Source organism: Kineosporiaceae bacterium SCSIO 59966 (assembly GCA_020881835.1).
Classification (GTDB): Bacteria; Actinomycetota; Actinomycetes; order Actinomycetales; family SCSIO-59966; genus SCSIO-59966.
On record CP052876.1, the window covers coordinates 2,795,121 to 2,820,792 of the forward strand.

General features: G+C 70.4%; 26 protein-coding genes, 4 tRNA genes and 2 pseudogenes. 17 read left to right on the forward strand and 15 right to left on the reverse strand.

What is annotated here, in order from left to right; translation table 11 throughout:
* The first annotated feature begins 224 nt into the window (after positions 1 to 224).
* The 3 genes from HJG43_13100 to HJG43_13110 all read left to right on the forward strand — a co-directional run bounded on the left by HJG43_13100 (position 225) and on the right by HJG43_13110 (position 5,530).
* On the forward strand, positions 225 to 2,264 hold the full coding sequence (locus tag HJG43_13100) for a TPM domain-containing protein (GenBank protein UER55323.1): 2,040 nt from the start codon (positions 225 to 227) through the stop codon (positions 2,262 to 2,264).
* A 13-nt stretch (positions 2,265 to 2,277) separates the two neighbouring features.
* Positions 2,278 to 3,000 carry a PspA/IM30 family protein gene (locus tag HJG43_13105; GenBank protein UER55324.1) on the forward strand — a complete coding sequence of 241 codons (723 nt, stop codon included), beginning with the start codon at positions 2,278 to 2,280 and terminating at the stop codon, positions 2,998 to 3,000.
* Between the two features lie 97 nt (positions 3,001 to 3,097).
* Complete coding sequence (locus tag HJG43_13110) at positions 3,098 to 5,530, forward strand: DUF3516 domain-containing protein (GenBank protein ID UER55967.1); 2,433 nt, start codon at positions 3,098 to 3,100, stop codon at positions 5,528 to 5,530.
* 41 nt (positions 5,531 to 5,571) lie between these two features.
* Here the strand turns inward: HJG43_13110 and HJG43_13115 are convergent, their stop codons facing one another.
* Positions 5,572 to 6,012, reverse strand: coding sequence for a DUF2795 domain-containing protein (locus HJG43_13115; protein ID UER55325.1), 441 nt, complete (start codon positions 6,010 to 6,012; stop codon positions 5,572 to 5,574).
* Between the two features lie 228 nt (positions 6,013 to 6,240).
* Here HJG43_13115 and HJG43_13120 point away from each other — a divergent pair, with 228 nt between their 5' ends.
* Positions 6,241 to 7,248 (forward strand): EAL domain-containing protein, encoded by a 1,008-nt coding sequence (locus tag HJG43_13120; protein ID UER55968.1) that lies wholly within the window; start codon positions 6,241 to 6,243, stop codon positions 7,246 to 7,248.
* Positions 7,249 to 7,290: 42 nt separating this feature from the next.
* A tRNA-Lys gene (locus tag HJG43_13125) sits at positions 7,291 to 7,363 on the forward strand.
* Here HJG43_13125 and HJG43_13130 read toward each other — a convergent pair.
* A pseudogene (locus HJG43_13130) lies at positions 7,341 to 7,753 on the reverse strand (recombinase family protein). The gene HJG43_13125 and the pseudogene HJG43_13130 sit on opposite strands and share 23 nt — an antisense overlap.
* Positions 7,754 to 7,936: 183 nt before the next feature.
* Between HJG43_13130 and HJG43_13135 the strand changes: the two are divergent.
* The gene (locus HJG43_13135) at positions 7,937 to 9,193 is read left to right on the forward strand and encodes an IS256 family transposase (GenBank protein UER55326.1); all 1,257 of its coding nucleotides are present in this window, start codon (positions 7,937 to 7,939) and stop codon (positions 9,191 to 9,193) included.
* 572 nt (positions 9,194 to 9,765) lie between these two features.
* Here HJG43_13135 and HJG43_13140 read toward each other — a convergent pair.
* Positions 9,766 to 10,218: pseudogene (locus HJG43_13140) on the reverse strand (hypothetical protein).
* Positions 10,219 to 10,292: 74 nt separating this feature from the next.
* On the opposite strand from HJG43_13140, the gene HJG43_13145 reads away from it, so the two are divergent.
* The 3 genes from HJG43_13145 to HJG43_13155 all read left to right on the forward strand — a co-directional run bounded on the left by HJG43_13145 (position 10,293) and on the right by HJG43_13155 (position 14,943).
* The gene (locus HJG43_13145; GenBank protein UER55327.1) at positions 10,293 to 12,335 is read left to right on the forward strand and encodes an ATP-binding protein; all 2,043 of its coding nucleotides are present in this window, start codon (positions 10,293 to 10,295) and stop codon (positions 12,333 to 12,335) included.
* Positions 12,335 to 13,732: a hypothetical protein gene (locus tag HJG43_13150; GenBank protein UER55328.1), complete on the forward strand. Its 1,398-nt coding sequence runs from the start codon at positions 12,335 to 12,337 to the stop codon at positions 13,730 to 13,732. The genes HJG43_13145 and HJG43_13150 overlap by 1 nt, the downstream gene beginning before the upstream one ends.
* A 200-nt stretch (positions 13,733 to 13,932) precedes the next feature.
* On the forward strand, positions 13,933 to 14,943 hold the full coding sequence (locus HJG43_13155; protein ID UER55329.1) for a hypothetical protein: 1,011 nt from the start codon (positions 13,933 to 13,935) through the stop codon (positions 14,941 to 14,943).
* Here HJG43_13155 and HJG43_13160 read toward each other — a convergent pair.
* From HJG43_13160 to HJG43_13180, 5 genes are all read right to left on the reverse strand, one after another.
* Positions 14,885 to 15,400 (reverse strand): hypothetical protein, encoded by a 516-nt coding sequence (locus HJG43_13160; GenBank protein ID UER55330.1) that lies wholly within the window; start codon positions 15,398 to 15,400, stop codon positions 14,885 to 14,887. The two genes, HJG43_13155 and HJG43_13160, sit on opposite strands and share 59 nt — an antisense overlap.
* A gap of 51 nt (positions 15,401 to 15,451) precedes the next feature.
* A complete protein-coding gene (locus HJG43_13165) occupies positions 15,452 to 15,685 on the reverse strand; it encodes a DUF2637 domain-containing protein (protein ID UER55331.1) in 234 nt (77 codons plus the stop codon).
* A 5-nt stretch (positions 15,686 to 15,690) separates the two neighbouring features.
* Complete coding sequence (locus HJG43_13170; GenBank protein UER55332.1) at positions 15,691 to 15,891, reverse strand: hypothetical protein; 201 nt, start codon at positions 15,889 to 15,891, stop codon at positions 15,691 to 15,693.
* Positions 15,892 to 16,007: 116 nt separating this feature from the next.
* Positions 16,008 to 16,295 carry a hypothetical protein gene (locus HJG43_13175; GenBank protein UER55333.1) on the reverse strand — a complete coding sequence of 96 codons (288 nt, stop codon included), beginning with the start codon at positions 16,293 to 16,295 and terminating at the stop codon, positions 16,008 to 16,010.
* Entirely contained in the window at positions 16,292 to 16,999 is a 708-nt protein-coding gene (locus HJG43_13180; GenBank protein ID UER55334.1) for a methyltransferase domain-containing protein, read from the reverse strand. Before HJG43_13180 ends, HJG43_13175 begins: the two co-directional genes overlap by 4 nt.
* Positions 17,000 to 17,094: 95 nt before the next feature.
* On the opposite strand from HJG43_13180, the gene HJG43_13185 reads away from it, so the two are divergent.
* Complete coding sequence (locus HJG43_13185) at positions 17,095 to 17,415, forward strand: nucleotidyltransferase family protein (GenBank protein ID UER55335.1); 321 nt, start codon at positions 17,095 to 17,097, stop codon at positions 17,413 to 17,415.
* A 199-nt stretch (positions 17,416 to 17,614) separates the two neighbouring features.
* Here HJG43_13185 and HJG43_13190 read toward each other — a convergent pair whose 3' ends face one another.
* Complete coding sequence (locus HJG43_13190; GenBank protein UER55336.1) at positions 17,615 to 18,208, reverse strand: hypothetical protein; 594 nt, start codon at positions 18,206 to 18,208, stop codon at positions 17,615 to 17,617.
* A gap of 199 nt (positions 18,209 to 18,407) precedes the next feature.
* On the opposite strand from HJG43_13190, the gene HJG43_13195 reads away from it, so the two are divergent.
* Positions 18,408 to 18,827: a cation transport regulator ChaB gene (locus HJG43_13195; GenBank protein UER55337.1), complete on the forward strand. Its 420-nt coding sequence runs from the start codon at positions 18,408 to 18,410 to the stop codon at positions 18,825 to 18,827.
* Positions 18,828 to 18,847: 20 nt separating this feature from the next.
* Here the strand turns inward: HJG43_13195 and HJG43_13200 are convergent, their stop codons facing one another.
* The 3 genes from HJG43_13200 to HJG43_13210 all read right to left on the reverse strand — a co-directional run bounded on the left by HJG43_13200 (position 18,848) and on the right by HJG43_13210 (position 20,475).
* On the reverse strand, positions 18,848 to 18,997 hold the full coding sequence (locus HJG43_13200; protein ID UER55338.1) for a hypothetical protein: 150 nt from the start codon (positions 18,995 to 18,997) through the stop codon (positions 18,848 to 18,850).
* A 45-nt stretch (positions 18,998 to 19,042) separates the two neighbouring features.
* A complete protein-coding gene (locus HJG43_13205; protein ID UER55339.1) occupies positions 19,043 to 20,065 on the reverse strand; it encodes a YihY/virulence factor BrkB family protein in 1,023 nt (340 codons plus the stop codon).
* Positions 20,066 to 20,160: 95 nt separating this feature from the next.
* A complete protein-coding gene (locus HJG43_13210) occupies positions 20,161 to 20,475 on the reverse strand; it encodes a hypothetical protein (protein ID UER55969.1) in 315 nt (104 codons plus the stop codon).
* A gap of 86 nt (positions 20,476 to 20,561) precedes the next feature.
* Between HJG43_13210 and HJG43_13215 the strand changes: the two genes are divergently transcribed.
* On the forward strand, positions 20,562 to 21,584 hold the full coding sequence (locus HJG43_13215) for a DNA topoisomerase IB (protein UER55340.1): 1,023 nt from the start codon (positions 20,562 to 20,564) through the stop codon (positions 21,582 to 21,584).
* Positions 21,585 to 21,589: 5 nt separating this feature from the next.
* Here the strand turns inward: HJG43_13215 and HJG43_13220 are convergent, their stop codons facing one another.
* The gene (locus tag HJG43_13220; GenBank protein UER55970.1) at positions 21,590 to 21,934 is read right to left on the reverse strand and encodes a metallopeptidase family protein; all 345 of its coding nucleotides are present in this window, start codon (positions 21,932 to 21,934) and stop codon (positions 21,590 to 21,592) included.
* A 145-nt stretch (positions 21,935 to 22,079) separates the two neighbouring features.
* Here HJG43_13220 and HJG43_13225 point away from each other — a divergent pair.
* The 3 genes from HJG43_13225 to HJG43_13235 all read left to right on the forward strand — a co-directional run bounded on the left by HJG43_13225 (position 22,080) and on the right by HJG43_13235 (position 22,379).
* Positions 22,080 to 22,152: transfer RNA gene (locus HJG43_13225), tRNA-Glu, on the forward strand.
* A 45-nt stretch (positions 22,153 to 22,197) separates the two neighbouring features.
* Positions 22,198 to 22,271 (forward strand) — tRNA-Asp (locus HJG43_13230).
* Between the two features lie 31 nt (positions 22,272 to 22,302).
* Positions 22,303 to 22,379: transfer RNA gene (locus tag HJG43_13235), tRNA-Phe, on the forward strand.
* Between the two features lie 70 nt (positions 22,380 to 22,449).
* On the opposite strand, the gene HJG43_13240 is transcribed toward HJG43_13235, so the two are convergent.
* The gene (locus HJG43_13240) at positions 22,450 to 22,674 is read right to left on the reverse strand and encodes a BldC family transcriptional regulator (GenBank protein UER55341.1); all 225 of its coding nucleotides are present in this window, start codon (positions 22,672 to 22,674) and stop codon (positions 22,450 to 22,452) included.
* On the opposite strand from HJG43_13240, the gene HJG43_13245 reads away from it, so the two are divergent.
* Together HJG43_13245 and HJG43_13250 are read left to right on the forward strand one after the other, a co-directional pair.
* Positions 22,673 to 24,076, forward strand: a complete 1,404-nt coding sequence (locus HJG43_13245; protein ID UER55342.1) for a Glu/Leu/Phe/Val dehydrogenase — start codon at positions 22,673 to 22,675, stop codon at positions 24,074 to 24,076. The two genes, HJG43_13240 and HJG43_13245, sit on opposite strands and share 2 nt — an antisense overlap.
* A gap of 145 nt (positions 24,077 to 24,221) precedes the next feature.
* Positions 24,222 to 24,449, forward strand: a complete 228-nt coding sequence (locus HJG43_13250; protein ID UER55971.1) for a DUF3073 domain-containing protein — start codon at positions 24,222 to 24,224, stop codon at positions 24,447 to 24,449.
* A gap of 22 nt (positions 24,450 to 24,471) precedes the next feature.
* Here HJG43_13250 and HJG43_13255 read toward each other — a convergent pair whose 3' ends face one another.
* Entirely contained in the window at positions 24,472 to 25,671 is a 1,200-nt protein-coding gene (locus HJG43_13255) for a phosphoribosylformylglycinamidine cyclo-ligase (protein ID UER55343.1), read from the reverse strand.
* Between the last annotated feature and the right edge of the window lies 1 nt (position 25,672).

A 25,672-nucleotide genomic window follows, 5' to 3' on the forward strand; every position in this document is an offset into this window, starting at 1 on the left:
GCTCGCTTGAACGCTGTTGGGACCCCAAGCCCACTTGCCAGCTACGTAGAGACGAGGAACCCGACCCCGGCCACCCCCCCCGGCGGGGAACCCCACACACCACCAACAAGATCAAAACGACCCAAGACCTTGACGTGAAACCTCTTACGCTGGTGATCATGCAATCCCGCCACCCTCCCGTCGCACTCTGCGGGCACGACGCAGGGGCGGGCACACTGACCACCGTGACCCGTCGCACCCGGCTGCTGCCCGCCCTCCTCGTCGCCGCCCTGCTCGCCCTGCTCGCCCTGCTCGCGCCGTCCACGGCGTCTGCCGAGCCCCCGGGCCGCCTCGACGAGCAGGTCACCGACGCCGCCGGCGTGCTGTCCGGCTCCGACGTCCAGACGGCCCTGGAGGAGCTGCGACGCGACACGGGCGTCCAGCTGTTCGTCGTCTTCGTCGACACCTTCGACGGACTGCCCGCCCAGCAGTGGGCAGACCAGACCGCGATCGAGTCCGACCTCGGCGTCGACGACTACCTGATGGCGGTGGCGGTCGAGGACCGCGCGTGGGCGTACTCGGTGGACGCCGCCGCCGAGATCACCGACGAGCAGCTGCAGGACGTCGCCCGGGACGTCGAGTCCGCCCTCGCCGTGGACGACTGGGACGGCGCGGTGGTCGCGGCCGCCTCGGGGTACCGGGCCGCGCTCACCGGTAACGCGCCTGCCGACGAGGTACCGGCCGCAGACGACCCGGACGGCGGCTCGGCCGGGTCGTGGATCGCCTCGGCCCTGCCCTGGCTGCTCGCCGGCGCCGGGGTCCTCGCCCTGGGGGCCGTCCTGGTCAGCCGGCGCCGCCGCAGCGCCTCGGCCGCCGGCGGGTCCCCCGCCGGCCCGCCGCAGCGCAGCACCGAGGAGCTGGAGCGGGAGGCCAACCGCCTGCTGGTCGAGACCGACGACGCGGTGCGCTCCAGCGAGACCGAGCTGGGGTTCGCCGTCGCCGAGTTCGGCAGCGAGCGGACCGCCGGGTTCGAGCAGGCGCTGACACAGGCCCGGGCCGCCCTGGCCCGCGGGTTCGCCATCCGCCAGCAGCTGGACGACGACCGGCCGGAGACCGATCAGGAGCGCCGGGCGCTGCTCACCGAGATCATCGAGGTGACGACCCGCGCCAACGACGTGCTGGACGCCGAGGCCGAGGCCTTCGACGCCCTGCGCGACCTGCTCGCGGACGCGCCGGCCCGGCTCAACGCCATCGAGCGCGACGCGGCCCAGGTGGAGTCCCGCGTCCCGACCGCGGAGGCAGAGCTGGTCGAGCTGCGCCTCCGGTACGCCGACTCGGCACTGCAGAGCGTCGCCCACAACGTCGAGGAGGCGCGGGCCCGGATCGAGTTCGCCCGCACGGCGGTCGCCGACGCCCGCACCGCGCTGCAGAGCACCGAGACCCGGGCCCGGGCGGCCGACGGGGTGCAGGCCGCCGAGCAGGCGGTGGCCCAGGCCGGCCGGCTGCTGGACGCCGTCCAGCGCGCGGGCGCGGATCTCGCCGAGGCCGTCTCCCGGCTGCCCGAGGCACTCGCCGAGCTGCGCGCGGACGTCCGCGAGGCCCGCGGCGAGCACGTGCCGGAGCAGGACGTCGCGGCCGCCGAGGCCGCGCTGCGGCAGGCCGAGCAGACGCAGGCCGCCGACCCGCTCGGGGCGCTGCACCGGGTCGTGGAGGCCGACGCAGCCCTGGAGCGGGCCCGCGGGGCGCACCGGGAGGAGACCGAGGCCCGCCGTCGCGCCGAGGCGCACCTGCAATCGGCTTTGGTGGCCGCCCGGGCGGAGATCCAGGCGGTGGAGGACTTCATCGCCACCCGGCGCGGCGCCGTCCAGAGCCCGGCCCGCACCCGCCTCGCCCAGGCGCAGCACCAGCTGTCCGAGGCCGAGCGAGTCGCCCCGCACGATCCCCAGGCGGCGCTCACCGCCGCCCAGCACGCCGACCGGCTCGCCGAGGAGGCGGGCCGGCTGGCCAGGGCGGACGTCGAGGACTGGTACCGCCGCCAGGGCGGCGGCTACGGCGGGGGTTTCGGCGGCGGGATCGCCGGCGGCCGCAGCAACAGCAGCGGGATGCTCGCCGGGATCCTGCTGGGCCAGATCCTCGGTGGCGGGGGGCTCGGAGGCGGGAGCCGCGCAGGCGGGGGCTTCGGTGGAGGGTTCGGCGGGGCCGGACGCCGTGGCGGCGGCGGCGGGTTCGGCGGCGGGTTCGGCGGTGGCATGGGCGGACGTCGTGGCGGCGGCGGCCGTTTCTAGGCAGACTGCCACCATGGCGCAGAAGCAGACAGTCCTCGGCCGCATCGCCCAGCTCGCCCGGGCGAACATCCACGCGATGCTGGACGCCGCCGAGGACCCCGAGAAGATGCTCGACCAGATGGTCCGCGACTACCGCTCCAGCATCAGCGAGGCCGAGGAGGCGATCGCGCAGACCATCGGCAACCTGCGCCTCGCCGAGCAGGACCGCGACGAGGACCAGCGCGCCGCCAAGGAGTGGGAGGGCAAGGCGCTGGCCGCCTCCCGCAAGGCCGACGAGCTGCGCGCCCAGGGGCAGACCGCGGAGGCCGACCGGTTCGACGGGCTGGCGCGGATCGCGATCGAGCGGCAGCTCTCCGCCGAGGCGGAGGTCCGTGCCGCCGAGCCCACCATCACCGCCCAGACCGAGGTCGTGGACAAGCTCAAGACCGGGTTGCAGCAGATGAAGGCCAAGCTCGACGAGCTGCAGCGCACCCGCGACCAGCTCGTCGCCCGGCAGAAGTCCGCCGCTGCGCAGGCCCAGGTGCACGAGGCCGTGTCCTCCATCGACCTGCTCGACCCGACCTCGGAGATCTCCCGGTTCGAGGAGAAGGTCCGCCGGGAGGAGGCCATGGTCGCCGGTCGCGCCGAGCTCGCGTCGTCCTCGCTGGAGTCGCAGTTCGAGGAGCTCAAGGACCACTCGCGGGACGCCGAGGTGGAGGCCCGGCTGGCCGAGCTCAAGGCGCGCAGCGGGTCCTGACCTGGTGCCGTTGACCGACGTCCTCGCCGGTCGTGACCTGGGAGACGACCCGGACGCCGTCTTCGACGCGTTCTCCGGCTGGGTCGCCGACCAGGGCATGGACTTGTACCCCGCGCAGACCGAGGCCCTGATCGAGCTGCTCAGCGGCAGCAACGTCGTCCTGGCGACGCCGACCGGCAGCGGCAAGAGCCTCGTCGCCACCGGCGCGCACCTGGCCGCCCTGGCCACCGGCCGGCGAAGCGTGTACACCGCGCCGATCAAGGCGCTGGTGAGTGAGAAGTTCTTCGCTCTGTGCGAGGTGTTCGGCGCCCAGAACGTCGGCATGATGACCGGGGACGCCAGCGTCAACGCCGGGGCGCCGATCATCTGCTGCACCGCCGAGGTGCTCGCCAACGTGGCCCTGCGCGAGGGCCCGGACGCCGACATCGGGCTCGTCGTCATGGACGAGTTCCACTTCTACGCCGAGCCGGACCGCGGCTGGGCCTGGCAGGTCCCGCTGCTGGAGCTCAACCGCGCCCAGTTCCTGCTCATGTCCGCGACCCTCGGTGACACCACGGCACTGCGGGCGGACCTGGCCCGGCGCACCGGCCGCCAGACCGTGGAGGTGGCGTCCGCGCAACGCCCTGTCCCGCTGCACTTCTGGTACGCGACGACGCCGCTGCACGAGACGCTCACCGAGCTGCTGGAGACCCACCAGGCACCGATCTACGTCGTGCACTTCACCCAGGCAGCGGCGCTCGAGCGGGCCCAGGCCCTGACCAGCGCCCAGGTCGCCACCCGCCAGGAGCGGGACCGGATCGGGGAGTTCATCGCCGGCTTCCGGTTCTCCGCCGGGTTCGGCCCGACGCTGAACCGGTTGCTGCGGCACGGGATCGGCGTCCACCACGCGGGGATGCTGCCGCGCTACCGGCGGCTGGTGGAGCAGCTCACCCAGGCCGGTCTGCTCAAGGTCGTGTGCGGCACCGACACCCTCGGGGTCGGCATCAACGTGCCGATCCGGACCGTGGTGCTCACCTCGCTCAGCAAGTACGACGGCGTCCGGCAACGGCACCTCAAGGCCCGCGAGTTCCACCAGATCGCAGGCCGGGCCGGCCGGGCCGGGTACGACACCGCCGGCACCGTCGTCGTCCAGGCGCCTGAGCACGAGGTGGAGAACCTCAAGGCGCTTGCGAAGGCCGGTGACGACCCGAAGAAGCGCCGAAAGGTCGTGCGCCGCAAGCCACCCGAGGGCTTCGTGTCCTGGAGCGAGAAGACGTTCGAGCGGCTGGTGTCGTCTGACCCCGAGCCGCTCACCAGCAGCATGCGGGTCACGCACTCGATGCTGCTCAACGTCATCGCCCGCCCGGGCGACGCGTTCGTGGCCATGCGGCGGCTGCTGCGGGACAACCACGAGCCGCCGGCCGCGCAGGTGCGGCACGTCAAGGAGGCCATCGCGGCCTACCGGTCCCTGCTCGCCGCCGGGGTCGTCGAGCAGCTCGCCGAGCCGGACGCCGAGGGCCGCCGCGTCCGGCTCACCGTCGACCTGCCGGCGGACTTCGCCCTCAACCAGCCGCTGTCGACATTCGCCCTGGCGGCCATCGAGCTGCTGGACCCGGACGCCGAGACGTTCGCCCTCGACGTCGTGTCCGTGATCGAGGCGACCCTGGAGGACCCGCGGCAGGTCCTCACGGCGCAGCGGTTTCGCGCCCGCGGCGAGGCGGTGGCGCAGATGAAGGCGGAGGGCATCGAGTACGACGAGCGGATGGAGCTGCTCGAGGACGTCACGCACCCGCGGCCGCTGGCGGACCTGCTCGAGGCCGCGTACGAGACCTACCGGCAGGGTCACCCGTGGGTGGCCGACTACGAGCTCTCGCCGAAGTCCGTCGTCCGGGAGATGTACGAGCAGGCGATGACGTTCGGCGAGCTCGTCCGGTTCTACGGACTGGCCCGCTCCGAGGGACTGGTGCTGCGCTACCTCGCCGACGCCTACCGCGCGCTGCGCGGCGGGGTCCCCGAGTGGGCGCGCACCGACGAGCTCGTCGACATCGTCGAGTGGCTCGGGGAGACGGTGCGGCAGACCGACTCCAGCCTGCTCGAGGAGTGGGAGCAGCTGACCGACCCGGACCGGGTCGCGGCCGTCGCCGCGGAGCCCCCCGCCGCGGCGCGCCCGCCGAGGCCGCTCACCGCGAACGAGCGTGCGTTCCGGGTGCTGGTCCGCAACGCGATGTTCCGGCGGGTGGAGCTGGCGGCACGCCGGGACTGGAGCGCGCTGGAGGAGCTGGACGCCGCCGCCGGTTGGACAGGGCAGGCCTGGCAGGAGGCGCTCGAGCCGTACTTCGCCGAGCACGGCGAGATCCTCACCGGCGCGGACGCCCGCGGCCCTCACCTGCTCATCGTCGACACCAGCGAGCCCCGCCGGTGGCGGGTGCGCCAGATCCTCGACGACCCGGCGGGGGACCACGACTGGGGGCTGAGCGCCGAGGTCGACCTCGACGCCAGCGACGAGGAGGGCACCGCCGTGGTCACGGTGACCGCGGTCGACCAGCTCTGAGCCGGCCCCACACCGTCCGGCCCGCTCAGCCTCCGACCCGCTCAGCCTCCGACTCGGCCCTCCTCGGTGCCGATGCCCAGGGCCCTGGCGACGTCCTGGACGTTCTCGTACGTCCCGTCGGGCAGCGACGACAGGGCGCCGACGACGTCGTCCGGAGCGCCGTTGCCGCGGGCGGTGGAGACGAGGGTGTCCCGGTCGGCCGGCCACAGGTCCTTGCCGAGGAACCGGGCGATCTCACTGCGCCGCTCGACGTCCTCGTTCGTCATCCCCGCCGGCGTCCCGGGCTGCTCCGGGGTCCCCGGCGTCCAGGACGCCCGCGGCTCACCCTCGGCGGAGGCCTGCGGGTCACGCCACTCCTCGGCCCGGGAGGAGTGGCCACCCTGGACCAGGCCCTGGGTCTCGTGGGCGGCGGCCTCGTCGGCAGCGGTGCCGGGGTCGTGCGACGGCTGGCTTCCGGTCGGGTGCTGGCTGTTACGTCCCATGCCCAGGCACTACCCACTCGTCGCGGTCTCACACCTCGGGGCGGACCTCGTGCGGCGAGCGGGGAACGGTCGCGTTGGGCAGCGCTCAAGTCCGCCCCCGCCGCGGCCGATGCGGCTGGGGTGACTGGGTGCGCGGGGACGTGTGCCTGCAGGTCGCCGCTCGACCCCGGGACGGCGCCGCAGGACGAGCAGATGGTGCTGGCGAGCCGAACGGGGCACGCCCTGCGGATGGTCGGTGACGCGGCCCGTGAGCTGGGTCTCGACGTCCGTCGTGACGTCCCCGGGACGTTGTGGGTCTCCGGGCCGGGTCTGCCCCGCCTGCTCGAGTTGATGGCGGACCGGTTCACCGCCGTGGAGCTCCGCGAGATGCGGTTGTACAGCGGCCCGCTGCCGGCCAGCCGCGACGAGCTGGTCTCCAGACTGCTCGGTGCCCCGTCGCTGGAGGCAGTGGTCACCCGGTCCAGCGCCGCCCCGGCGGTGCGGGCCCTGCACGCCGACCGGTTCTTCTCCTACTACCAGCCAGTGGTCCGGCTCGCCGACGAGGACGTCGTCGCGTACGAGGCGCTGCTGCGCGCCGAGCAGGACGGCCAGCTCGTCCCCGGCGGGGACCTGTTCACGGCCGCCGAGTCTGCCGGCTGGCTGCACGCCCTGGACCGGATCGGACGTGAGAGCGCCATCGACGGCGCCGCGGCCTGGCTCGGTGACCGCGAGCTCTTCGTCAACTTCAACCCGACGTCCATCTACCGGCCCGAGGTGTGTCTGCGCACCACCGAGCGGGCTGCGCGACGGTCAGGCATCGACATGGACCGGCTGGTCTTCGAGGTCGTGGAGTCCCACGCCGTGGCGGACGCCGACCACCTGCTCGGGATCCTGGAGTACTACCGGAGGATGGGGGCCAGGGTCGCACTGGACGACGTGGGAGCCGGGTACTCGAGCCTCACTCTGCTCGCCCAGGTCCGACCCGAGGTCGTCAAGCTCGACAAGGCGCTGGTCCAGGCGCTGCCGGACGCCGGGGCCACCGCCGTCGTCCGGGCCGTCACCGCCCTCGCCCACGAGCTGGGCGCTGTCGTCGTCGCCGAGGGCATCGAGACGGAGGTGACCAGGGACCTCGTTTGTGACCTCGGCGCCGATCTGGGCCAGGGCTGGCTGTTCGGTCGACCGGAGGCGGCACCGCGGCTGGCCACACCGCGAGTGAAGGATCGGTCCGGGGCGACTGGAACGCTCAGGCGGGGGTGATCGCCCGCGTCCGGTCGCTGCCCCCGTACGCTGGCCCCTCCGGGGCCTCTAGCTCAACTGGCAGAGCAGCGGACTTTTAATCCGCGGGTTGTGGGTTCGAGCCCCACGGGGCCCACCGATTTAGTCACTGTGCGAGCCACTCCGTTCGGGGCCGTTTCCGCTGGTAGGGCGGGTGCGGCCCCGTCGTTGCTGCGGGGTTGGGGGATGCGGAAGACCGGGATGAGCCGGTCGGGATAGGTGATGGTGACCTTGGCGACCAGGCTTCGACGCGGGCCTTGATCTGGTTGTGGATGCCGTTGGTGATGATCTCACCGATGTGATCGGCCACCGCCGCCAGGGTAGCGGGCTCGGGCATGGCGGGTTCGTCGTCCAGCGCGAGAGTCAGTTCGTCGCGGCGAACGCGGAGTTGCTTGCTCTTGGCTCGCAGCTCGGTGAGCCGGTCGGCGATCAGTTTCTCGTCCATCGTGCCGCGCTCGAACGCGGTCAGGTACCGGTCGATAGCCACCCGGTCTTGGTGGGCTGTCAGGCGGTCACTGGGCAACCGTCGATCAGCAGGACCCGCCGGCAGTGGAGTCCAGCAGAGTGGTGTAGGACCCGGGGTGATGGGCGCGCCTTACGTGACGTAGGCGCGGCCACCGGGTGATCCTTCGAGTGATCTCTCACAACCACCTCGAAGAAGGACACCACGATGACCGCTGGACCCAGTATCGACCCTGCCGAGTTCTTGCACGAGCACCTGGCGCAGGCCTCGCCGGACTTGATGCGCGAGCTGCTCACCACCTTTGTGAACGCGCTGCTCAGCGCGGACGCGGACGCCGTGTGCGGCGCCGCCTACGGCACCCGCTCGGCGGCGCGGACCACCTCCCGCAACGGCTACCGGCACCGGGGCCTGGACACCCGGGTCGGCACGCTGGACGTGGCGATCCCCAAGCTGCGCGCCGGGACGTACTACCCGGACTGGCTGCTCGAGCGTCGCCGCCGCGCCGAGGCGGCGCTCACCTCCGTGGTGGCGACCTGCTACCTGCTCGGCGTGTCCACCCGACGGATGGACACGCTGGTCCAGTCCCTGGGCATCACCGGGCTGTCCAGGTCCCAGGTCAGCGTGATGGCCCGCGACCTCGACGCGCACGTCGCGGACTTCCGCACCCGGCCGCTGGACGCCGGCCCGTACACGTTCGTGGCCGCCGACGCCCTGACGATGAAGGTCCGCGAGGGCGGCCGCGTCCGGAACGTCGCGGTGCTGGTGGCCACCGGGGTGAACGCCGACGGGCACCGCGAGGTGCTCGGCGTGCAGGTGGCCACCGGGGAGACCCACGCCGGCTGGCTGGGCATCTTCGGCGACCTGGCCGCCCGCGGCCTGACCGGGGTCGCCCTGGTCACCTCCGACGCCCACGCCGGCCTGGTCGAGGCGATCGCCGCCACCCTGCCCGGCGCGTCCTGGCAGCGCTGCCGCACCCACTACGCCGCCAACCTGATGGCCGCCTGCCCCAAGGGCGCCTGGCCCGGGGTCAAGGCAATGCTGCACAGCGTCTACGACCAGCCCGACGCGGCCGCCGTGCACGCCCAGTTCGACAAGCTGCTGGACACCGTCGCCAACCAGCTGCCGGCCGTACACGACCACCTCGACGCCGCCCGCGCCGACATCCTGGCCTTCACCGCCTTCCCCCGCGAGGTGTGGCGCCAGATCTGGTCGAACAACCCCACCGAGCGCCTCAACCGCGAGATCCGCCGCCGCACCGATGTCGTCGGGATCTTCCCCGACCGCGACGCCATCATCCGCCTGGTCGGCGCAGTCCTCGCCGAGCAGCACGACGAACGGACCGAAGGACGCCGCTACCTCGGCCTCGACGTCCTAGCCCGCAGCCGCATCACCCTCATCCCCGGCGACACCACCCACACCGGCGAAAGCGATCTCCACGACGCCCAGGAGGCCCTCACCGCCTAATCCCACACGCCCAGCGAGGGATCAACCTCGTACACCACACCACAGGACTTGACCCCGCCGGCTCTCTGGTCACCAGCACCCCGGAAGCCTCCACAGTAGAGGGTTCGTGGTGAGGGTGATGGCCGCGCCGCTACGCGCGATTCAAGAACCCTGGGGTCTGAACCGCTCCAACCATTGTGCCGCTTCGACTCCCCGACTGTCGTAGCACCCGTCGGGGCCAGCGATCACCGGTCGACTGAACCCTTCCCACTGTCCACCCGAGACATTCGCCGAGACCAATGTCGAAACCGCGAGACACGGCGCGAGACTGCGCGTCTCGCCGGTCTCGCTTGCGGTCTCGGTGTCTCGTCTCGACCCTGTCTCGGCGTCCCGGTGCGGTCTGGCCAGATGCGGGACCACGGCGGACAGCTCGACGTACAACGGGTTCAGATTTCCGTGCTGTGCAAAGGGGACGGGCCAAGCCACGCGGACCGGTGCGGCCGTCGTCGCTGTCCTTCCTGCGGATCAGGTCATCGTCGGTGACCACCTTGGGGCAGTCGGCAGCGCGCGGGAACCCCTGCGACAAGAGGGATTCAGGCGGCCCAGCGTGTCCGCCGGGGCCGCAACGCCTCCAGCCGCGTCGGGGCTACCGGCGCGCGGTACACGTCGTCATCGTCCGCGTCGTCGTAGAGCGTCACGTCGTCGAGTTCGTCATCGTCGTCCACGTAGCCTGCCGGGTCGGCTGCTTCGGGCTGGGGTGTGTCGACGCGGCGCGACATCTCGCGGTCGTTCGGGTCGAGCGCCGCCTCGTTGAGCGGCTGGTCGGTGTTCGAGGCGCTGCGTTCGATGGAGAGGCCACGTTGGGGCAGTTCGGCCAGTCTGTACCGGCGCGGCACGGCATCGCCGCCCTGCGGCGTCCACAGGCACCAGACCGGCACTGCCGGGCCATCGGCGTGACCGAAGGTGTTGCCGTCGCGGATCGCGGTGGCGATCACGAACCCAGGATCTCCACCGGCGAGGGCGCGCCGCAGCGCCGCCCGCAGGGCGTCGGCCACATGGTACGAGAACTTTCAGTAGGCTATGCGAGGTTGCGTCCGCTGGTGTCTCTCGAGAGGCGAGAATGACTGAGTTTATCCCTGGCGTCGGCGCCGGATCGTTACTCCGTTCGGAGTTGCTTGCAGACGGTCGGTCGACGCGGATCGGTGCGATTCACCAGATCGACTACAGTCAAGCCGTCGTGCTGACACATGACCGCTGGAAATTCGACGCCGGCGGAATTCCGCAATTCTCGTTCCTGCTTGCGACCGCGCAGGACGTCAACGATCCTCGCGTCGACGACGACGAGGTGCTGCTTCTGCGTGTCGAGGGCACGGCACCATTGTCGCTTGAACGCGACCTACACGCCGTGCGCGAGGAGTCCCTGCGCACAGCTCTCTCGAACAACCAGGACCCATCGCCGTCCGCTGTGCTCGATGCGGAACTCGACCCGTTCACCAAGAACCGAGTTTCGTTTACCGGCGTACGGTGCAAAATCCTCGGCACCTTCTATGAAGACGACATGGACGGGCAGAAGGTGCTTGAGTTCGGTGCCGACGTGGACAACTTCTATGCCACGTCCACATACCGAGTCCTGAAACCGATCGGCGACGGCCTGGCAACGATCGCTTCCTACCTTAAGCCCACCGGGCGCCCCGTGGAACGCGTACGTATCGGCGCGGTGCGGTACTCCGCGACGCGACGGCGAGCCAAGACCTCTAAGCAAGCCGACGCTGCCGTCGAAGTCAACATCCGAGACTTCATCGGCAACAAGACCGCTCTGCTCGGTATGACCCGGATGGGCAAGTCGAATACTGCAAAGATCATCATCGCGCGCACCTTCGTGGTCTCCGAGCGACAGCGTGCCACGGGTGGACACCCCATTGGTCAGCTGATCTTCGATCCGCAGGGAGAGTACGCTAACCCGAACACGCAGGATGGCACCGAGATCGCAGCGATTGGCGCGAACCATGTCCGCATCTTCAAGTTTGGCGCGGACGGTACGCAGCCGCACGTGAAGCCTCTCAATATCAACTTCTTTTCTGAGAACCAGATCGACGCCGTTCAGGGGCTAATTTCCGACACGCTAAGCGGTGATGAGTCCGGCTACGTCAAGGACTTCGCGGGTACGTCCTACGCGGACGTGCCGGGGGACCGCTCCGCAACCACACATGCCCAACGCGCCCGACTTGTTCTCTATGGTGCGCTGATGCGTGCAGGGTTCGCAGTGCCGACAAATTTTCGTGTGCCAATCAACATCGGCAGCACTTTTCAGCAGAAGATCGTCGCCAGACTGGGCCGCAATCCGTTTAAACGGGCCGGAGGTAGTGCCAATCTTGTGACAGTTGCTGCAGCAGACGTCGAGGATGTCGTCGACAAGATCGTGGAGCTTCGTGACGCCGGAGACGCCGACGCGACCGACTTTACGAAGGATGTCCGCTGGAAGAGCGTTGAGCCGATTTTCACGACTCGCAGCGGGAACCGCAGGGTCCGAGGCTGGCGAAACTTGAATCCGTTGCGCCCGTTTCATAGCCCTGCGACACGGAACGACCCTGCGATTGAGATCTACGGGGAGCTGGTCCGAGGTCGCATTGTGATCGTCGATTTGCATGTCGGGGCCGAGGCTGTGACCAAGGCGCTGAGCGAGTCGATTACGCGTCGGCTCCTTTTTAAGCAGACCGAGGTGTTTACGTCGGGACAGGAACCACCGCATATCCAGGTGATGCTTGAGGAGGCTCACAACCTGTTCTCGTCGGACCGGTACAAGGATGACCTCGATGTGTGGGTCAAGCTCGCCAAGGAAGCCAGCAAACTCAACCTCGGCATGACCTACGCGACGCAGGAGGTCTCGGGGGTAGCGCACCAGGTCAAAGCGAATACTGCCAACTGGGTTGTCGCCCATTTGAACAACACAACAGAGGTGCGGGAACTGGCCAAGTTCTACGACTTCGGAGCGTTCTCAGATGCGATCATCGCCTCCGAGGACCGCGGCTACGTGCGACTCAAGACACTGTCCTCACCGTACATCGTCCCCGTCCAGATCGATCGGTACGACATCGCGCTCGTCAACGAAGCACGAGCAGCGGCTGGTGACCCGCCGTTAACGCTGAACGGGACGGCGCCCTGATGCCGTACGAGACTGCCGGCGGGACTCACGAGATCGCGTCGCGGCTGGGGCATTCAGCGGCCGCCATACGGGCGATTGCGGACCAACGGACCTTTCATGTTCCGGCTGAGGCGATCCAGGACTCGGATTCGATCCGCGAGCGAATTTGTCCGCGGGGCGATCTCGCCCCGCCTGCGTCGGAGCGGCTCACCGCCGCGCTGGCGATCGATGGTTCACACGTCGTTGAGCAGGTGCGTGATGGTCTTCCATCGGTCCTGTACGGGTTCGCGCAGGCCGCCGCAGCGTATGTGGATCTCGGCGTCATGGAGTCGCAACGGGCTGAGCGGTTCGTCGACCCGTACAAGATCGAGCGTGCGGTCAACACCGCTCTTGTGACGCTGGACCTGCCCGTCGCCGGCGCCTACACGCGTGCCGGTGTCGACATTGTGACGTCGTGGCGCGAGGCTATCAACGAGCTGTTTCGGCAGAAGAAGATCGACGTCAATCGCCTCGACCAGCCGCTGCTTGATTTGCTTTTCCTTCTCCACGGCGTTCCCGGGTCGCCAGCGGCCACCGTGCCGGTTAACTGCCCGACGCAGGACTGCAAGAAGGACGTTCCCGTGCCGCCCGCTGGCGCCGATTGCGACGCGTGCGGCGTGCACCTTTTTCCCACCGACGTGCTTCGTATCCACGAGGAGGTTGGCGAAGAGGGCACAAACCAGTCCGCTCTCGGGCGGCTGATGTCGGTGGTCGAGCTGTTGGTGCTGGTCGGGCTGGCGACGCTGCTGTGGGAGCAGTCGCGCCATAAGGCTCTGCCAACTACGCTGTTCATCGTCGATGGCCCGCTGGCCGTGTTCGGCACACCAGCAAAGCTGCGCGGGCGAGCCCTTGAATACTTCCAAGCGATGGGCAGTACTGCTCCGGGCAAAGCGCCATACGTTTGTGGGATTGAGAAGTCCGGTGCTCTGGTCGACTACGCGCGCCAACTGGCGCGGCACGGCATTCTCGAACCTGGTGACCTGTTGGTATGCGATGAACAGATCATTGCTCGCGTCGTCAATGCTAACAACGCCCGCGCCTACGGCAAGGAGACGTACTGGGGCCGCAAGTTCGTGTATCGCGCGCTTGATGGGCGAGTCGTCGTCCCGACCGTGCCACCACAGACCGGCGCACCGTACGATGCCAACGGGGGCCAAGCCGACCCGGCGGCCTACCCGACGCTGCCGGCAATCCTCGACGTGATCGACCGCACCGGTTCCTCAATGTACGTCGATGGCATCATCCCGGTGGCGGCCGCGCACGGGAAGGCCGCGTTCCCGATTGGTGTGGGCACTGATGTGCTCCGCCTTGTGGCCACCAAACGTCTCGGCGTCGACTCGTCTGGTGGACAAGCCGCTCCGGTACGGTCTGCGCCGTGATGGAGAATGTGGCTCTGCTGCCGGCCGCACCCCTCCGGGCTGCTCACGCAGCTGACGCTGTCGCCCCCGCAATCCCGACGCACATCCTCGACAACCCACGCCCGCTCCTCGCACCCCTTGGCGACGTTGATCACCCGCTTATGGCGAGCAGGTACCAGTCGCCACTGCGTTACCCAGGAGCAAAGTCGTCCCTTGCTCCGGTGATCGCCCGGATCTTGGATGCCGCCAAGGGTGCGCGGGCCGTTCCGGAGATCAACCTGCTCGTCGAGCCGTTCGCTGGCGGCGCGTCGGCGTCCTTGCGACTCGTCGGCCAAGGGATCGTCGACCGAGTGTTACTTGCTGACGTGGATCCGTTGGTAACCGCTTTCTGGCAGGCCGCGGCCGCTGACACAGATGCGCTGATCGACCGCATGCATGACGAGTGGACCCGATACGTCAAGCCAGGCGGAGCAACCGCCGTCGAACGGTGGGACTACTGGCGTTCCTGGGCGCCCGCTTGGAAGGCGAAGCCTTCCACGGTCCGACTGGGGTTGGCGACACAGTGCTTATTTCTAAACCGCACGACGTTTTCTGGAATCCTTCACGGTAAGGCAGGCCCGATCGGCGGACGCAAGCAGGAGAGCCCGTACGGAATCGGATGCCGGTGGAATCCGGAGGCCATAGAGGAACGGCTTCGATACGTCGGTCACTTGTACGACACTGGCCGACTCGTCGATGTCTGGCACAAGGACTGGAAACAGACACTCGATGACGTGCCCGAGTACTACCCGCAGCTGATCCCGTCTCGCGTCGTCGCCTACCTCGACCCACCCTACATCGAAAAAGCTTCGCACTTGTACCGCACCTCTTTCGACCCCAGAGGTGGATACGGCGGCGACGGAGCTGGCAAGGCGGGATCAGATGACCACATGCTCCACATGCAGCTCGCCGCATACCTACGCACCAAGGCGCAGTTCCGCTGGCTGCTCAGTTATGACAATAACCCACTGCTGACCGAAAGTACTTGGCTCTACGCGCACGCTCGCATGACACCTAGCCGCGTGGACCGGGACACGCTCGGCGCACATTTTTGGACCTTGACCAAACGGTTGGTAAAGATGCGGTACACCGCCAGCGGTAAGACCGGCAAGCGCGACGCTGATGAACTCCTCATCACAACCCTCCCGCCATCGACGGTCCCCGTAGATCAGCAGCTGCGCGAGCTGCCTTGATGCTGGGGAGGTCACTCGCCTGCCACCACCTGCGCAGGACCTTGCGGCCGTAGTTGTTCGTGCCCGCGATCCGGTCCAGCTCCGCGCCGGTCGGTGTGCGGCCCTGGGCCCGCTCGGTCACGTCGTAGGCCCACATCCGCTGCTCGGCGATCGGCTCGGCCGGGGGGCGAGACTCGTAGGCCCACATCCGCTGCTCGGCGATCGGCTCGGCCGGGGGGCGAGACTCGTCCGAGACCACCGCGAGACGCACCACCGCCCCGGTCTCGTCGTCGGTCTCGCCCCTCTCGGCGGTCTCGGTACGGGTCTCGGTACGGGTCTCGCTCGCGGTCTCGGCGCTGGTTCCGGCACGGTGCCGCTCGAGCGCGCGGCTGAGCAACTCGACCGCCAGCAGCAGTGCCAGCGGTGGGCACGCCGCCACCGCCACGGCGAACACGCTCAGCTCCTGGGCCGCCGCCACGTTCGCGCACAGCGAAGGGCAGATCCCGAACACAAAGGACAACTAAGCCGCTCACCGGCCACCGCCACGACGGCCGTGGCCGGTGGTCATCCACAACTCGACTGTGGCCGTGGTCAGGATGCCGTCCACGATCAACGGCCAGATCGCCGCCGTGGCCTCGTCGGCACCAAACCGCAAAGCGAACTCGCGGCCGTGCCGGTAGGAGGCGTACGCCGCACCAAGCGCGACCAGTGCGGTACAGACGCACTGCACCCATAGCGCGCAGTCCCTCCGAGGGGTTGCCATGGCGCTCACCGCAGCCCGCCTCCCGTCGCGCACCGCACATCGTCCGGGCAGTAACCGACGCAGGCGAACACCTGCGAACCGGTCACCGGCCGGACCACCTGCACATGCGGGACCCGGACGCGGAGGTAGTCAGCTCCGCACGCCATGCAGGCCAACCCGTCGGCCTGCAACGCCGCCAATCCGACGATGATCGTGTCGTGGTTCATCGGGTGCCGCCTGCCGACAGGCGACGGGTACCGATTGTGCGGATCGTGATTTCAGGGCCTTCGACCAAGATCATCTGGTTCGTATGCTGAAGCGTTAGGCCACTCAGCCTGCCACCTCAGCCTGCCACCTCAGCCTGTCGAGCAGTCGTCACGTCGCAGCCGCACTCGTTCGACAACGTGGCGGTCAGAACGATTCGCTGGCCGTTCTCCGCGGCGGTGTCGAAGAGCAGCCGGACGGCCCCCCACACCACGTCGTCCGGGCCGGTCACGACCGTGCTCATGCTGCCCACGTCTACCCGCGCACCGCGCTCCTTCAGCGGCTCCAGGCTCGCTACGGCGTCGCCGATCAGGGCACTGAAGTCGCCGGTGCCCAGCGGGTAGAGCGACAACTGGCAGGCGATCACGTCTCCTCCTTCAGCCGGCGAACGTCCTTCACCCAGCGGACCGCGAGAAAGCCGGGCAGGTCTCCCTGGCGCGCCTGGCCCTCCCTCTCCAGCCGCTCCGCCACCCGGCGGTCCAGGGCCGGGTCGGGCGGGTGGTAGAGCCCCTTGCGCACGGTGTACGGCGCGTCGAGCAGACCTGGGAGCTCGTCCTCGGTGAAGAAGTGGGCCTTGGCGAAGACACTGCCCGGCCGGTCCCGGGCGTCCTGCAGGTACAGCTCGCCCCAGGGGCTGTCGCGCGTCAGCAGCCCCAGGACCAGCCGGCCACCGGGTTGGAGCACCCGCCAGGCCTCACGCATCACCGCTGCCCGGTCGTCGACGAACTCCACGGCCGCGACCGCGACGACCAGGTCGAAGCGGTCGTCCTCGAACGGCATCGCGCTGGCATCACCCAGCACCCAGTCGACGGCGAGGTCGGAGCCTGCGGTCTTCCCTGCGGCGACGTCGAGCATCGCCGGGGACTCGTCCAGGCCGGTGACGACGAGACCCTTCTCAGCGAGCCAGATGGAGTGGTTGCCGGTGCCGCAGCCGATGTCGAGCGCGGACTCCCCCGCCACTGGGTGCGCCAGATCCTCCACCAGACCCTTCTCCACACCGTCGACGTACCTGCCGAGCTCGGTGTCGTACCAGGCGTCGTAGTCGTGTGCGTGCGCATCGAACCAGGGCATCGTCGCTCCTCCTGTCCGGCGTGGTGCACTCAGGGGCCGAGTCAATCAGGAGCACGCGGGCCCTGATCGCCACCTGCCGTCACTACGCTAGGTTCATGAGACTCGAGACTGCCGAGAGTGCATCGCGGCGTGCGGCGATCCTGGCGCATCGCGACACCCTCGACGCGATCCTCAAGCGCTACCACGCCGGTAACCCCCGACTCTTCGGATCAGTGGCGCGCGGTGACGCAACATCCGAGAGCGACATCGACCTCCTGGTCGATCTCATGCCAGGCGGAGGGAACGAGCTGCTTCGGCTTGCCGGCATCGCCGAGGAACTGAGCGAGGTCCTGGGAACTCGCGTGGACGTCGTGGCCGCGTCGCTGCTGCGCAGTGAGGTTTCTGCACGTGCTCTCGCCGACTCGGTGGCCGTGTGACCCGCTGGAGATGCAGAACGGTTCGCCGACATCCTCAACGCGATCGTGCTGCGCAACCTTGGCATGCCAGGCCATCGCTGATCGCCACCTGGGGAGGAGTCGCATCCCCCTCCGGACGTCGTCCGGCCCGGAACCGGTCGCGACTCCTCCTGGGGCGGCGATCACCCGGGTGTGGGGCCGGACGGGTTGCGCCTCCCCGTCAGGTGAGCTGCAGCGTCGTCACGCAGGTGGGCGCCTCGGCGTCGGTCCGCAGGTCGGCCTCGGCGGAGAGCCCGTCGTAGTCGACCTCCAGCGTCCCGTCGAGGTCGCGCGGTAGCCAGAAGCCGACGAAGCCGTTGCCCTCCACGGTCCGGGTCTCCTCGACGAGCACCTCACCGGTCTCGTCGTCGGTGATCCGGACGTCGACGTCCTGACCGGCGAGCTCGCCCTGGCAGGTGGTGAGCGAGTGGTAGAAGCACTCGTGGGTCTGCTGCACGTACGGGGCGATCGACACGTAGAAGCGGTCGTCGGGCAGCTCGAGCCCGACCTCGGTGCCGCCCGAGCCGGTCAGCAGCAGCTCGTCCGGACGCACCGACGCCATCAGCGTGGACGGCCGCTCCTCACCCTCGAGGGTCTCCAGGTGGTCGATGATCTCAACCGGGCTGCGGCCGTCCAGGTCGTACTCGGCGAGCAGCTCAGTCTCCGGCCCGGCCCCGGAGGTGCCGGACGCCTCCGGCTCCGCGGACGACGAGCAGCCGGCGACGAGCAGCGCGGACAGCGCGGCGACGGTGGTCAGGTGGTGGCGGTGGCGCACGGGCGTCTTCCTCTCTGGTGGTTACGACTCGACGAGGGTAGGCACACCCGGTGCGGACCCGCCCCGGGCCCTAGGGCACCACCTGCATCCCGAGGACGCCGGCCCGCCGGCCCGCCGTCCCGGCTGCTCAGGTTGCGGGTCCGCACTGCCGCGCGACAGTGGAGGGAGCACGGACCGACCACACCTGGAGGTGAGCACCGTGCCGAAGACGACGAAGAGCGGCGACCCGAAGCACAGCGAGCTGCCCGACACCCTGAAGCGCTCCCCGGAGAAGGCCCAGCGCACCTTTGCCAAGGCGCACGACGCCGCGGCCGAGGAGTACGGCGAGGGCGAACGAGCCCACCGGACGGCGTACTCGGCGCTCAAGCACAGCTACGAGAAGGTCGGCGACCACTGGGAGCCCAAGGACTCCCCCGGCCCGTCGGACGCCCAGGCCGAGGGCGGCCGGGACACCGACCGGGAGACCGCGGGCGGCGTCGACGCGAACGCCACGAAGGGGCACCTCTACGAGATCGCCCAGCGCCTCGACGTCCGGGGCCGTTCGTCGATGTCGAAGGACGAGCTCGTCGAGGCGATCCGCAAGGCCAACGACAAGGCCACCCGGGACGCCCGGGACTGACCCCCGACGCCCCCCGACGCTCAGCCCTGGCGCGGGTTGAGGTTCTCGGGATCGGCGTCAGGGTCCGGGTAGGAGTCGTCGTGCGGACCGCGGTCGTCGCGAGGCGACAGGTTCTCCGGGTCGGCGTCCGGGTCGGGGGGGATGGTGCCCTCGTCAGGGTTCTCGCTCATGCGCCGCTGGTACCCACCGCCTCGCCCGACCATGCGCCCACGCCGTCACGATCCCGGAGCGGCGCCGGTGTCCCCTTCGCCCCCGGGCGGGGTGTCGGCCTTGACGGCCCCACGCTGCCCCATGGGCCGCTCCTGGCCGACCGTGGTGTCCCGGGCGGTCTGCTGCTCGGCCTCGGCGTTCGCCTCCGCGCCGAGGAGGATCGCGTAGGACGTGATCCACAGCCACAGCAGCAGGACGACGACCCCGGCCAGAGCGCCGTAGGTCTCCCCGTAGGAGCCGAAGTTGTCCACGTAGAGCGAGAAACCGATCGACGCGAGCACCCAGAGGACCGTCGCGATCGCGGCGCCGACGCTGACCCACGCCATCCTCGGGGAGTCCCGGTCGGGCGCGTACCGGTAGAGGACGGCGAGGGCCACGGTGACGACGCCGACGAGAAGCAGCCAGCGGACCACCTGGACCAGGATCTCCATCCCCGTCGACAGGCCGATCGCACCGAGTGCCGCCGGTAGCGCCGCGACGAGCCCGAGGGTGACGACGAAGAACAGGATCGCCCCCAGGGTCAGCACCAGGGCAAGGGCCTTGCGCCGGACGAAACCACGGGTCTCGTCCTCGTCGTAGGCGGCGTTGATGGCGGTCATCATGTGCCCGACCCCGCTGGATGCGCTCCACAGCGCTGCACCCAGGGCGATGACCAGGCCGATCCCGAGGGACTGCTCCGACTGGCTGGCCAGCGTCTCCAGCTGACCGGTCAGCAGCTCCTGCGCCGACGACGGCAGCGCTGACGCCAGCGACTCGATCTGCTCACTGACCTCCTCAGGCTCGGCGACAAGGCCGTAGAGCATGACCAGGGCGATCAGCGCCGGGAACAGTGCCAGGAAGGCGTAGAAGGCGACGCCGGCAGCCAGCAGTGGTACCTGGTCGGCCTTCGCCTCCTTCCATGCTCGTTTGGCGATCTGCAGCCACCCTGTGGCCGGCACGTCCCTCGGGCCGCGGGCATCCTCCCCCGGGACCCGCCCGCTGGACCGGTTCGCCGTGGGCTGGTCGTCCGTGCTCGTGACTCGGTTCACGGCTCCGGGGTTACCCCGGGACGGGTCCGGCCAACCCGCCGGCAGCTGCTGTCACGACACCGCGGTCGACGGCGGGCTGACACCGACCGGCACGTTCAGGCGGGTGGCAGCGCCCCGAGCGGCGCCACCCGCCCGCACCCGTGCTCGCAGACCCACCACGGGTCGGCGGCCACCGGTGGGTCCAGCTCGAGCGGCTCGTCGGTGTGCACAGCGCAGGTGGGCCACCGGCCCTCGGTCTCCAGCAGCCGGTCCTGGACGTCCTGAGCGACCATCCCGGCCACGTACCCGGCGCCGTCCGGCCACTGCTGGACCCACCACCGCCGCGCGGCGACCGCGTCCTCGACCACGTCGACGAGGCCGGTCACGTCCTCGTCACCATCCGTACGGGCCTGGACGTCGTGCAGCACCATCGCGCGGGCCCGCAGCAGGGCGACGTCGAGGTCGTCCACGGCGCTCCTCCTCGGCCGGGGTGCGGTCCTGGCCAGTGTGCCGCAGCATGCGGTCCGTGCCGAGACTTCGCCGGGTGTCTCCGAGCTCGCCGGGATGGACCCGTCGCCGAGCCGGCCGGGGGTTCGTCTACCTCGACGAGAACGGCGACCGGCTGCCCCCGGAGCAGGCGGCCCGGTGCCGCGAGCTCGTCATCCCCCCGGCGTGGCGGCAGGTGTGGATCTGTCCGCACCCGAACGGACACATCCAGGCGGTCGGCACCGACGACGCAGGCCGGCGCCAGTACCTCTACCACCCGGTGTGGCGCCAGCAGCGGGACGAGGCCAAGCACGACCGGGTGCTCGAGGTCGCGGCCCGGCTGCCCCGGGCCCGGCGCCGCGTGGCCGAGCACCTGGCCCTCGACGGGATGCCGGCCGAACGCGTCCTGGCAGCCGCCTTCCGGCTGCTCGACCTCGGGTTCTTCCGGATCGGCGGCGAGGCCTACGCGGAGGCCAACGGCAGCTACGGCCTCGCCACGATCGGCAAGCAGCACTGCCGGGTCGAGGGCGAGCAGGTCGTCTTCGAGTACGTCGCCAAGTCCGGCCGGCAGCGGCTCGTCGCCCTCGCCGACGAGCCGGTCCGGGAGGTCGTGCAGGCCCTGCGCCGGCGCCGCGGCGGTGGGGAGGAGCTGCTGGCCTACCGCAGCGGACGGCGCTGGGTCGACGTGACGAGCGCGGACATCAACGCGTACGTCAAGGACGTCGTCGGCGGCGAGGTGTCGGCCAAGGACTTCCGCACCTGGCACGGCACCGTGCTGGCGGCCGTGGCCCTGGCCGTCTCCAGCCGCGCCGCGTCGTCCCCCACGGCCCGCAAGCGGGCGGTGGCCCGGGCGATGCGGGAGGTGAGCGAGTACCTCGGCAACACCCCCGCGGTGGCCCGGGCGTCCTACGTGGACCCGCGTCTGGTCGACCTGTACGAGGACGGCCGCACGATCGAGCCGGCCCTCAGCCGGCTCGGCGAGGGGGCGGCGTTCGGCGAGCCGGCCACCCACGGGGCGATCGAGCGGGCCGTGCTGCGGCTGCTGCGCTCCTGAGCCGGTCAGTCCCAGCCGAGCTCGTGCAGCCGGTCGTCGTCGATGCCGAAGTGGTGCGCGATCTCGTGGACGACGGTCACGGCGACCTCCTCGACGACCTCCTCGCGGGTCCGGCAGAACCGCAGCGTGGGGTTGCGGAAGATGAGGATCCGGTCCGGCAGCGCACCGGCGGCCCACCACTCGCCGCGCTCGGTGAGCGGCGTGCCCTCGTACAGGCCAAGGACGTCCGGTTCCTCCACCGGCGGCTCGTCCTCCACGAGGACGACGACGTTCGACATCAGCCGGGTGAGCTCCTCGGGCACCTGGTCGAGGGCGTCGGCGACGGCGTCCTCGAACTCCTCGTCGCTCATCTGGACCACGACGGCATCCTTCCCGGCGACCGGGCCGGGACACGCACCGGGCCTGCCTTTTGGCATCCGGCCCGCCTGCCCGTATGCTGGCGCCCGTCCTCGACGGTCCGACGTCCTGGTCCACTGGCGAGGGGCTGTCAGCTAGGCCCCCATCGTCTAGCGGCCTAGGACGCCGCCCTTTCAAGGCGGTAGCGCGGGTTCGAATCCCGTTGGGGGTACGACACAGCAGCACCAGGCAGTAGCCTTGCACGGCACCATCGCAAGGCCCCGTAGCGCAGCTGGTTAGCGCGCCGCCCTGTCACGGCGGAGGTCGCGGGTTCAAGTCCCGTCGGGGTCGCTCAGCGGTCCGGGTCTCCCGGAGCGCGACTGGCCAGGTAGCTCAGTTGGTACGAGCGTCCGACTGAAAATCGGAAGGTCGGCGGTTCGACCCCGCCCCTGGCCACCACACAGCCTTCACGAACGTCATGAACGGGCCCGTCAGCCACTCCGGCTGCGGGCCCGTCGTGCGTGAGGACTCACTCGCTGTGCTGGCGCTGCTGCGGGATGCCCTCCAGCAGGGACCGCACCTCGGACTCGCGGTAGCGGCGGTGGCCGCCGAGGGTGCGGATGGACGACAACTTGCCGGCCTTCGCCCACCGGGTGACCGTCTTGGGGTCGACCCGGAACAGAGCAGCGACCTCGGCCGGGGTGAGCAGGGCCTCCGCGTCGCGCAGGCGGTTGTCGGTAGCGCGGGTGGTCATGGCATCTCCTTATCGTCGCTCTCCGTGGTCGGCCGAACGCACTGACGGGACAGACCGCTTACAACCGGTGCGGAGAACATGTCGGACTCCACCATTGTCGCCGGACTTCCACCACCTCGCTATAGCACGAACGGACTATCCCTCACGCACGGCGACTACAACCTGTGCTGACCGCCTCACTACGGGCAGTCACCACCTAGGCTGTCAGCGGCCCCTCAAGGGCGAGGGGCTCCCCGCGACCCGGGGGATCCGAGGAGGAGTCACCACCGTGACCGCTGCGCCCAGCCCGACCGCCACCACCGACCCCAGGCCGAGCCGAGAAGCCGGGGGCGCCGTCGTCCTCGACCGCGGCACCGGGCACGAGCAGGTGGTGTTCTGCTCCGACGAGCGCACCGGCCTGCGGGCGATCATCGGCATCTACTCCACGGCGCTGGGACCGGCCCTGGGCGGGACCCGCTTCTACCCGTACGAGTCCGAGGCCGAGGCCCTCACCGACGTCCTCGCCCTGAGCAAGGGGATGGCGTACAAGAACGCCCTCGCCGGCCTGGACCACGGCGGCGGCAAGGCGGTCATCATCGGCGACCCGGCCACCGAGAAGACCGAGGCGCTGCTGCGTGCCTACGGCCGCTTCGTGCAGTCCCTCGGCGGGCGCTACTACACCGCCTGCGACGTCGGCACCTACGTGGCGGACATGGACGTCGTGGCCCGGGAGACCGACTTCGCCACCGGTCGCAGCGAGGCCGACGGCGGCGCCGGGGACTCCAGCGTGCTGACCGCCTACGGCGTCTACCAGGGGATGCGCGCGGCCGCGGAGTTCCGCTGGGGCGCGGCGAGCCTCGCCGGACGCCGGGTCGGGGTCGCCGGCGTCGGCAAGGTCGGCCGGCACCTGGTGGAGCACCTCGCCGCCGAGGGCGCCGAGATCGTCGTGACGGACGTCGACGAGCGCGCGGTGCAGGACGTCCAGCGGCGGTTCCCCCAGGTGGACGTCGTCCAGGACACCGCCGAGCTCGTCCGCACCGACCTCGACGTGTACGCCCCGTGCGCGCTGGGCGGTGCCCTGGACGACGAGGTCGCCGGCGTGCTGCGAGCCGCCGTCGTGTGCGGCGCGGCGAACAACCAGCTGGCCCACGACGGGATCGCCGACGCCCTGGCGGCCGCCGGGGTGCTGTACTGCCCGGACTACCTGGTGAACTCCGGCGGCGTGATCCAGGTCGCCGACGAGCTGCGCGGGTTCTCCTTCGAACGGGCCCGGCAGCGGGCGGGCCAGGTCTTCGACGCGACCCTGCGGGTGCTGCGCACCGCGCAGGAGCACGGGACCACCCCGGCCGCCGCGGCCGACCACCTGGCCGAGCAGCGGATGGCGCAGGTCGGCTCACTCGGCCGGATCTGGACCCGCCGCTGACCCTCACCGGCCCACGTCGGCGGGCCGCCACCCCCTGATGTGCCGGAACACCCGGGGACGCTGTACCGTTCCACCCGGAGAACAGATGAGCCTCCGGGGCCGCCACCGAGCCCGCTCCGGGACGACGCATGAGGGGGTCGACGCCATGGGGCGCGGCCGTCAGAAGGCCAAGCAGACCAAGGTCGCCCGGGCGCTGAAGTACTACAGCCCGGAGACGGACTACGAGGCGTTGCAGCGCGAGCTGGCCAGCCGGGGTGAGGGCTCTGCCCCGGAGCAGGACGACGTGGCCACGGGCGACGACGTGACCACGGGCACCGAGGAGGACGACGACTCCTACGACCCGTACGACCGCTGGGCGGCCGGCAACAGCTGACGCTGTCGTCTTACCGGACGGGTCACCAGCCGGGGTGCGCGCTCTCGAGCCGCACCCCGCCTCCGTGTACCCCCTTGGCCCCCCGGACGACGTGTCCGTCGTCCCCGGAGTCCCCGACCTGTGAGCCCTGCCCGCCGTCCCGGGCCGCCCCCACCTGACCCAGCACCCAGGCCGGGACGCCGGCCGCCTGCAGCCGCTCGACCGTCCGGGTCGCGCCGTCCGGGGCGACGACGGCGACCATGCCCACGCCGAGGTTGAGCGTCCGCTCCAGGTCCGGCTGCGGCACCGACCCCAGGTCCCGGACCACCGCGAACACCGGCGGCGGGGTCCAGGTGGACCGGTCGACGGTCGCATCGAGGTGCGCCGGCAGCACCCGCGCGAGGTTGGCGGCCAGCCCGCCGCCGGTGACGTGGGCGAGGGCGTGGACCGCGCACTCCGGGTCCCGGACGACGTCCAGGCAGGGTCGGGTGTACAGCCGGGTCGGCTCGAGCAGCTCCTCCCCGACCGCGCGGCCGAGCTCGGCGACGTACCGGTCGTAGCCCCAGCCGGCGACCTCGAGCACCCGGCGCACCAGGGAGTAGCCGTTGGAGTGCAGCCCGGAGGAGGCCATCGCGACGAGCACGTCGCCGTCCCGGACCCGGTCGGGGCCTAGCAGCTCGTCGGCCTCGACGACGCCGGTCGCGGCGCCGGCCAGGTCGTACTCGTGCGCAGCGAGCAGGCCGGGGTGCTCGGCGGTCTCCCCGCCGACCAGCGCGCAGCCCACCTGCGCGCAGGCGCGGGCGATGCCGTCGACGATCGCGGCGACCCGCTCCGGCACGACCCGCCCGGTCGCCACGTAGTCGGTCATGAACAACGGCTCGGCGCCGCACACGACGATGTCGTCGACGACCATCCCGACGAGGTCGAACCCGATCGTGTCGTGCCGATCCAGGGCCTGGGCGACCGCGACCTTCGTGCCGACGCCGTCGGTGCTGGTGGCCAGCAGGGGGCGGCGCATCCCCAGCAGCCGGCTCGCGTCGAACAGCCCCGCGAAACCGCCGACCCCGCCGAGCACCTCCGGCCCGTGGGTGCGGGCCACGGAGGCCTTCATCAGCTCGACCGCCCGGTCGCCGGCCTCGACGTCGACGCCGGCGCCGGCGTAGGTGACGGGCGCGGCAGCGTCGTGCTGGTGGTCGTCGTGCTGGTGGTCGTCCTGCTGGTGGTCGTCCTGCTGGTGGCCCACC

Excerpts from the sequence above, each read along its gene's own strand:
- HJG43_13105 (UER55324.1), top strand. The coding sequence starts at position 2,278 with ATGGCGCAGAAGCAGACAGTCCTCGGCCGCATCGCCCAGCTCGCCCGG.
- HJG43_13110 (UER55967.1), top strand. The coding sequence starts at position 3,098 with ATGGACTTGTACCCCGCGCAGACCGAGGCCCTGATCGAGCTGCTCAGC.
- HJG43_13115 (UER55325.1), bottom strand. The coding sequence starts at position 6,012 with ATGGGACGTAACAGCCAGCACCCGACCGGAAGCCAGCCGTCGCACGAC.
- HJG43_13120 (UER55968.1), top strand. The coding sequence starts at position 6,241 with ATGGTCGGTGACGCGGCCCGTGAGCTGGGTCTCGACGTCCGTCGTGAC.
- HJG43_13135 (UER55326.1), top strand. The coding sequence starts at position 7,937 with ATGACCGCTGGACCCAGTATCGACCCTGCCGAGTTCTTGCACGAGCAC.
- HJG43_13145 (UER55327.1), top strand. The coding sequence starts at position 10,293 with ATGACTGAGTTTATCCCTGGCGTCGGCGCCGGATCGTTACTCCGTTCG.
- HJG43_13150 (UER55328.1), top strand. The coding sequence starts at position 12,335 with ATGCCGTACGAGACTGCCGGCGGGACTCACGAGATCGCGTCGCGGCTG.
- HJG43_13165 (UER55331.1), bottom strand. The coding sequence starts at position 15,685 with ATGGCAACCCCTCGGAGGGACTGCGCGCTATGGGTGCAGTGCGTCTGT.
- HJG43_13170 (UER55332.1), bottom strand. The coding sequence starts at position 15,891 with ATGAACCACGACACGATCATCGTCGGATTGGCGGCGTTGCAGGCCGAC.
- HJG43_13180 (UER55334.1), bottom strand. The coding sequence starts at position 16,999 with ATGCCCTGGTTCGATGCGCACGCACACGACTACGACGCCTGGTACGAC.
- HJG43_13185 (UER55335.1), top strand. The coding sequence starts at position 17,095 with ATGAGACTCGAGACTGCCGAGAGTGCATCGCGGCGTGCGGCGATCCTG.
- HJG43_13200 (UER55338.1), bottom strand. The coding sequence starts at position 18,997 with ATGAGCGAGAACCCTGACGAGGGCACCATCCCCCCCGACCCGGACGCC.
- HJG43_13210 (UER55969.1), bottom strand. The coding sequence starts at position 20,475 with ATGGTGCTGCACGACGTCCAGGCCCGTACGGATGGTGACGAGGACGTG.
- HJG43_13215 (UER55340.1), top strand. The coding sequence starts at position 20,562 with ATGCGGTCCGTGCCGAGACTTCGCCGGGTGTCTCCGAGCTCGCCGGGA.
- HJG43_13220 (UER55970.1), bottom strand. The coding sequence starts at position 21,934 with ATGAGCGACGAGGAGTTCGAGGACGCCGTCGCCGACGCCCTCGACCAG.
- HJG43_13245 (UER55342.1), top strand. The coding sequence starts at position 22,673 with ATGGCATCTCCTTATCGTCGCTCTCCGTGGTCGGCCGAACGCACTGAC.
- HJG43_13240 (UER55341.1), bottom strand. The coding sequence starts at position 22,674 with ATGACCACCCGCGCTACCGACAACCGCCTGCGCGACGCGGAGGCCCTG.
- HJG43_13250 (UER55971.1), top strand. The coding sequence starts at position 24,222 with ATGGGGCGCGGCCGTCAGAAGGCCAAGCAGACCAAGGTCGCCCGGGCG.